Source organism: Streptomyces sp. NPDC002476, from assembly GCF_042889785.1.
Classification (GTDB): domain Bacteria; phylum Actinomycetota; class Actinomycetes; order Streptomycetales; family Streptomycetaceae; genus Streptomyces.
Genome location: NZ_JBIARH010000045.1, coordinates 44,971 through 51,657, shown reverse-complemented (window position 1 = coordinate 51,657; position 6,687 = coordinate 44,971). Strand labels below are relative to the sequence as shown.

Genomic DNA, 6,687 nt, shown 5'->3' with positions numbered 1-6,687 from the left:
CACCGCGCAGCGAAGCGGGAACCCACCCGACACCGCAGCCTTCAACGGCGCGGTAGACGGGAATCGCCCTCGTTCACGGGGGCGAGGATGTCAACTCCGCAACAGCGTCACCACCGCCGCCCCGCCGAGCCCGATGTTGTGGGCGAGGCCGGTGCGGGCGCCCTCCACCTGTCGCTCCCCCGCCTCTCCCCTGAGCTGCCAGGTGAGTTCGGCGACCTGGGCGAGTCCGGTGGCACCGAGCGGGTGCCCCTTGGAGATCAGCCCGCCGGACGGGTTGACCACCCAACGGCCGCCGTACGTGGTGGCCCCGGACTCGACGAGCTTCCCGGACTCGCCCTCGCCGCACAGCCCGAGCGCCTCGTAGGTGAGGAGTTCGTTGATGGAGAAGCAGTCGTGCAGCTCGATCACGTCGAGGTCGGCGGCCGAGAGTCCGGACGCCTCGTACACCTGCTGTGCGGCTGCCCGGGACATCGGCTGCCCCACCGCGTCGACGCACGTGCCGGAGGCGAAGGACTCCTCGGTGTCGGTGGTCATGGCCTGGGCGACGATCTCGACCGCCCGGTCGCCGAGACCGTGGCTCTCGACGAAGCGTTCCGAGACGACGACGACGGCGGCCGACCCGTCGGAGGTGGGTGAGCACTGGAGCTTGGTGAGCGGGCGGTGGATGGTCTTCGCGGCGAGGATCTCCTCGACCGTGTACGGGTCCTGGAACTGGGCGTACGGGTTGTTCACCGAGTGCCGGTGGTTCTTGGCGCCGACCGCGGCGAGCTGCGCCTCGGTCGTCCCGTACCGGTCCATGTGCTCGCGGGCCGCGTTGCCGAAGATCTGGGCGGTGGGCGGGCTCATCTCGAAGCCGTGTGCGGCGGCCATCACCCCGTAGTGGCGGGCGACCGGGGACGTCCTGAAGTCCGCGGCGCCACCGTCCGCCCCGCCCCCGCCGAGCGCGCCCCGGGACATCTTCTCGAAGCCCAGCGCGAGAACGCAGTCGGCGGCGCCGCCCTCGACGAACTGCCGGGCCATCATCAGCGCGGTGGAGCCGGTGGCGCAGTTGTTGTTGACGTTGTAGACGGGCACCCCGGTCAGCCCCAGCTCGTACACGGCCCGCTGCCCGGCGGTGGACGGCTGGAAGCAGTAGCCGACGGGCACCTGTTGCACCTGCGCGTAGTCGATCCCGGCGTCGGCGAGGGCAGCCGTCCCGGCCTCCTTCGCCATGTCCCAGTACTGCCAGTCGCGGGTCTCGGGCTTCTCGAACCTCGTCATCCCGACCCCGACGACGTACGCCTTGGACGCCCTGCGTGTTTCATGCGGCTTCATGGACGAACCCCTTCCGTTCCTTCGGTCGCGTTCCGTTCCTTCGGTCGCGTTCCGTTCCGTCAGTCGCGCGGGAGGCCGAGGATGCGTTCGGCGACGACGTTGAGCTGGACCTGGGTGGTGCCGCCCGCGATGGTCAGGCAGCGGGACATCAGGAAGCCGTGCACGGCCCGCTCGGCCGCTCCCTCGGCGGTCGCCCCGGCCGGGCCGAGGAGTTCGAGGGCCAGCTCGGCGACCTTCTGCTGGTGGGTGGTCTGGACGAGCTTGCGTACGGAGGCGCCCGCACCGGGTTCCAGGCCGGACACCTGGCGCAGGGTGGTGCGCAGGGAGACGCAGGCGAGCGCGTGGGCCTCGGCGGCGAAGGCGCCGATCCGGGCCCGGTAGCTGCCGTCGAGTTCGCCGGAGCGGGCGATCAGCGCCTCCAGCCCGGTGTCGAAGGTCAACTGATCGGCCATGTGGACGCGTTCGTTGCCGAGGGTGTTGCGGGCGACCCGCCAGCCGTCGTCCGGCGCGCCGACGACGGCGTCGGCGGGCAGCAGGACGTCGTCGAAGTACACCTCGTTGAAGAGGGAGTCGCCGGTGATCTCTTTCAGCGGGCGGATGTCGATGCCCTCTGTTTTCTTCATGTCGACCAGGAAGTAGCCGATCCCCCGGTGCTTGGGGGCGCCCGGGTCGGTCCGTGCCAGCAGGATCCCGTGGTCGGCCGAGCGGGCGGCGCTCGTCCACACCTTCTGCCCGTTGATCCGCCAGCCCTCGTCGGTCCGTTCCGCCCTCGTGCGGAGCGAGGCGAGGTCGGAACCCGCGCCGGGCTCGGAGAACAGCTGACACCACTGGAGTTCGCCGCGCAGGGTGGGCAGCAGATAGCGCTCCTGCTGCTCGGGCGTGCCATGGGCGATGAGTGAGGGAATCACCCAGGTGGCGATGCCGAGATCGCTGAGCCGTACACCCTGCGCCTTCAACTCCTGTTGCACGGCGAGCTGTTGTACGGGGCTCGCGCCCAGCCCGTACGGGGCGGGGAGGTGCGGGGCGGCGTAGCCGGTGGGGGCGAGGGCGCGGCGGGCGGCCTTCGGGTCGAGGCCACGGACGGCGGCGACGGCCTCACGGGCCTCGGCGCGGTGGTCGGCTGCCTCGGCGGGGAGTTCGAGGACGAGTTCGCGGCGCGCCCCACCCTCGGCGAGCCGCAGCGCCCGCAGCCGGTGGGCGTCCCCGGAGCCCAGCAATTGCCGGGCGACCACGGCCCGGCGCAGATACAGGTGGGCGTCGTGTTCCCAGGTGAAGCCGATGCCGCCGAGGATCTGGATGCAGTCCTTGGCGCAGCCGTGGGCGGCGTCGAGGGCTTCGGAGGCCGCGAGGGCGGCGGCCAGGGAGCGCACGTCCGGGTCCGTGCCCGGTTCCTCGGCGGCGCGGGCCGCGTCCCACACCAGGGCACGGGCCCGCTCGACCCGGACGAGCATGTCGGCGCAGAGGTGCTTGACGGCCTGGAACCGCCCGATGGGGTGGCCGAACTGTTCGCGGACCTTGGCGTATTCGGTGGCGGTGTCGAGCGCCCGGGACGCGATGCCGCATGCCTCGGCGCTCAGGAGGACGGCGGCGAGGTCGCGGACCTGCGCGGTGTCGGTCCGCACGAGGCGCCCCGCCGGGACGAGTACACCGTCCGCGCGGACCTCGGCCGTGGGGCGGGTGGGGTCGACGCCGCGGTGCGGGCGGACGGTCAGCCCGCCGGCCGTGGCGTCGACGGCGAACCAGAGGGTTCCGCCGGCCGATCCGGCGGGGAGCAGGAGGAGGTCGGCGTCGGCGCCGGACAGGACGGGCGGGGCCGCGCCGTCGAGCAGGTGGCCGTCCCCGTGCTCCACGGCGGTGAGGGTGCCGGCCCCGAGGGCGACGGCGCCGACGCGCCGACCGGACGCGAGGTCGCGCAGCACCGGATCACCGGCGTCCGCCGCGTGCAGTACGGCGGCGGCGAGTGCGGTCGCCAAGCAGGGGCCGGGAAGCACGCCCCGGCCCGTCTCCTCCAGGACGACGGCCAGATCGAGGAGCCGGCCGCCCCCGCCGCCGTACTTCTCGGGCAGATGGACGGAGAGCAGGCCCTGTTCCGCGAGCGCGCCCCAGTACCCGGGGCGCGCTCCGGGGACGGCCGGGGCGTCCGCGTCGAGGAGCTTGCGCACCTCCTCCGGTGGTACGGCGCGGGCCAGCCACCCCCGTACGGCTTGCGCCAACTCCCTCTGTTCTTCGGTGATTCCGATGCCCATGCGGATCCTCGCCGGTCGCAGCCACTGGAACGGGCGGCCAGAGTAGAACACGTTCCATTCTGACGGAAGGTCAGAATGCGGTCGGACGGCCGGAGCGGCGAGGAGCGGCCGACTCCCTGTCACCCACGCCGCGCGACGGCGATCCGACGGCCGAACCACGCCCCACCGGCGCTCGCTTCGGGCCGAGTACGCCCATGTGCGCTGCCGTGCCCCGTTCGCGCCGCGTTCACCGGAATACCGCGCATCCATGGCAAGTTGCACCGTGCACGTACGTGGCGGCCGGCGCCTTCCGCCGCCGCGCCCGGACGCCTGCTCTCGATCACCGCCCCCGACCATGCCGCCCGGAGGCCGCACGCATGCCAGAGACGTCCCACGGACAGCACCCCCGTACCGACACCGAGAAACGCCCCGATCCGCGAACGCGCGGCGCGAACGGCGGTGTCGTCCCCGTGCTCGCCTTCGCGGGCATCACCGTCGCCGTGATGCAGACCCTGCTCGTCCCCGTCATCAAGGACCTGCCCGCCTTCCTGCGCACCACTCCGTCCAACGCCACCTGGGTGATGACCGCGACTCTGCTCGCGGGGGCCGTGTCCACCCCGATCATGGGCCGGCTCGGCGATCTGTACGGCAAACGGAAGATGCTGCTCGCCAGCCTCGCCGTGATGGTGACCGGCTCCCTGATATGCGGCTTCACCGACGCTCTCGTGGTGATGATCGCGGGGCGCGCGCTCCAGGGCTTCGCGATGGGGGTCATACCGCTGGGCATCGGCATCATGCGCGACGAACTGCCCCGTGAGCGGCTCGGGTCGGCGCTGGCACTGATGAGTTCGTCGATCGGGGTGGGCGGCGGACTCGCACTGCCCGCCGCCGCGCTGATCGCCCAGCACTTCGACTGGCACACCCTGTTCTTCGCCGCGGCCGGTCTCGGGGTGCTGGCGATGGTGCTCACCGTCCTCGCCGTACCGGAGACGACGCTGCGCGCCCCCGGGCGGTTCGACCTGGTCGGCGCGCTCGGGCTCTCGCTCGGCCTGGTCTGTCTGCTGCTGCCGGTCACCAAGGGCAGCGACTGGGGCTGGACCTCGGGCACCACGCTCGGTCTGATCGGCGCCGCGCTGCTGATCCTCGGGCTGTGGGGCCTCTTCGAACTGCGCGTCGCGGCACCGCTCGTCGATCTGCGGACCACCGCCCGGCGCGAGGTGCTGCTGACCAACCTCGCCTCGATCATGGTGGGGGTCGCCTTCTACGCGGTGTCGCTGGTCCTGCCGCAACTGCTCCAGCTGCCGACGGCCACGGGCTACGGCCTCGGGCAGTCGCTCGTGGTCGCCGGGCTGTGCGTGGCGCCGCTCGGCCTGACGATGATGTTCGTGACCCCGCTGTACGCCCGGCTGTCCGCCCGCCGCGGCCCCAAGGCGTCGCTGATGCTCGGGATGCTGGTCATCGGGGTCGGTTACGGGGCAGGGCTCGGGCTGATGGACGCCGCCTGGCAGACGGTGGTGATCACGGTGGTGATCGGGGCCGGCATCGGACTCGCGTACTCCTCGCTGCCCGCACTGATCAACGGGGCCGTCGACCCGTCCGAGACGGGCGCGGCCAACGGCCTGAACAGCCTGATGCGGTCGATCGGTACGTCGGCGTCGAGCGCCGTGATCGGGATGGTGCTCGCGAACACCTCGGTACGGACGGGCGGGGTGGCGGTGCCGTCGATGGAAGGGTTCCGGACCTCGTTCCTGATCGCGGCGGGGGCGGTGGCGGCCGGGCTGGTGCTGGCCGCTTTCCTGCCGTCGCAGCGTGCCGCGATGCGGCCGGTGCCGTCGGCTGCGGCAGGTCCCGGCAGCGCGGACGACGGGGCGTCGGCTCCGGTCGCGGCACCCACCGCGTCCCGTACCGTCGCGGGCTCGGCCGGATTCCGGGGCCGGGTGCTGGACGAGGACGGGGCCCCTGTGGCCCGCGCCAATGTCACGCTGATCGACCGCCACGGGCATCAGGCCGGTCTCACCGTGACGGACGAGGACGGCCGCTACGCGCTGCCCGCCCCGTCCGGCGGCACCTACGTCCTGGCCGGCTCGGCCACCGGGTACGCGCCGCGCGCCCGCTCCGTCACCCGTCCGGGCAACGAGCTTGCGGTCGACGCCGACCTGGTGCTGGAGGCCAGGACCCCGCACGGGAGCCGCGCGGAACTCGCGGGCCCCGGCGCCTGACCGGCTCGCGCCGGCCACCGGGCCGGACACGTCTTCCGCCCGCCCCGACCCAGCACGTTCCCCTCGGCCCAGCACGTTCCCCGCCTGCCACCGGCACGGCGCGTTCCCCGCCCGGCGAAGGGGCCGACACGTCCCTCGCCCCGCCGGGCCGGTCCGGCGCTTCCCGACGGGCCGGGCGGGGCGAGGGCCGTGTCGGCCCGCCGGACTGCCCGGTGCCCGCTCGGGGCCCGTTCAGGACGCGCCGCCCGCGCGGCCCCCGCCGCCCACGGCCCGCAGGACGAGGGGCAGGAGACGGTCGGCCATGTCCCGCGCCGCGGCCGCGTCCACCTCGTCCGGCAGCCGAGGCGTGAGGAAGAACCTGCTCATCACCGGCCCCACGACCACATCACCGAGCAGCTCGGCGTCCTCGACCGGCGGGATCTCGCCCCGGGCGACGGCGCGCCTCACCACCTCGTCCACGCGCCGGCGCACCGGCGCCAGAAAGGCCGCCGTGAGGGCCTCGGCCAGCACCGTGTTGCGCGTGGCCTCGCCGATCAGGGCCCGCATCAGCCGTCCGCCCTCGCCGGTCAGGGCGGCGGCCTTGTCCCGGAGCAGGGCACGCAGGTCGCCCTCCAGGGTGCCCGTGTCGGGCTGCGCCGCCAGACCCTCTTCGTACGAGGCGGCCGCGGCGACCACGAGGTCCTCCTTGGAGGACCAGCGGCGGTAGAGGGTGGCGGTGGAGACCCCCGCGCGGGCCGCCACGGCGGCCGTGGTCAGCCCGCCGTAGCCGCTCTCGGCCAGGACGGCCAGCGTGGCCTCCAGCAGCGCCCGGTCCCGGGCGGCGTCGCGCGGGCGCCCCCGGCGCGGTGCGGCCTCAGACATCGGCTGCCACCCCCGGGACGCGCGGAAGGACGGACGGGGTGAGCAGGTCGAGCGGGACCGCCGCGTCT

Annotated in this window: 4 protein-coding genes; 1 reads left to right on the top strand and 3 read right to left on the bottom strand. The window is 73.6% G+C overall.

All coding sequences use genetic code 11. The features are described 5' to 3' along the window. Window positions 1-90 precede the first annotated feature (90 nt). Both ACFYXM_RS32260 and ACFYXM_RS32255 read right to left on the bottom strand, forming a co-directional pair. Window positions 91-1,314 carry a lipid-transfer protein gene (locus ACFYXM_RS32260; protein WP_389294746.1) on the bottom strand — a complete coding sequence of 408 codons (1,224 nt, stop codon included), beginning with the start codon at window positions 1,312-1,314 and terminating at the stop codon, window positions 91-93. 59 nt (window positions 1,315-1,373) lie between these two features. Beyond that, window positions 1,374-3,560 carry an acyl-CoA dehydrogenase gene (locus ACFYXM_RS32255; RefSeq protein WP_389294744.1) on the bottom strand — a complete coding sequence of 729 codons (2,187 nt, stop codon included), beginning with the start codon at window positions 3,558-3,560 and terminating at the stop codon, window positions 1,374-1,376. Window positions 3,561-3,916: 356 nt separating this feature from the next. Between ACFYXM_RS32255 and ACFYXM_RS32250 the strand changes: the two genes are divergently transcribed. Continuing rightward, the gene (locus tag ACFYXM_RS32250) at window positions 3,917-5,758 is read left to right on the top strand and encodes an MFS transporter (protein ID WP_389294742.1); all 1,842 of its coding nucleotides are present in this window, start codon (window positions 3,917-3,919) and stop codon (window positions 5,756-5,758) included. A gap of 231 nt (window positions 5,759-5,989) precedes the next feature. On the opposite strand, the gene ACFYXM_RS32245 is transcribed toward ACFYXM_RS32250, so the two are convergent. Then, entirely contained in the window at window positions 5,990-6,619 is a 630-nt protein-coding gene (locus ACFYXM_RS32245) for a TetR/AcrR family transcriptional regulator (protein ID WP_389294740.1), read from the bottom strand. Window positions 6,620-6,687: the final 68 nt, after the last annotated feature.

Excerpts from the sequence above, each read along its gene's own strand:
- ACFYXM_RS32260 (WP_389294746.1), bottom strand. The coding sequence starts at position 1,314 with ATGAAGCCGCATGAAACACGCAGGGCGTCCAAGGCGTACGTCGTCGGG.
- ACFYXM_RS32255 (WP_389294744.1), bottom strand. The coding sequence starts at position 3,560 with ATGGGCATCGGAATCACCGAAGAACAGAGGGAGTTGGCGCAAGCCGTA.
- ACFYXM_RS32250 (WP_389294742.1), top strand. The coding sequence starts at position 3,917 with ATGCCAGAGACGTCCCACGGACAGCACCCCCGTACCGACACCGAGAAA.
- ACFYXM_RS32245 (WP_389294740.1), bottom strand. The coding sequence starts at position 6,619 with ATGTCTGAGGCCGCACCGCGCCGGGGGCGCCCGCGCGACGCCGCCCGG.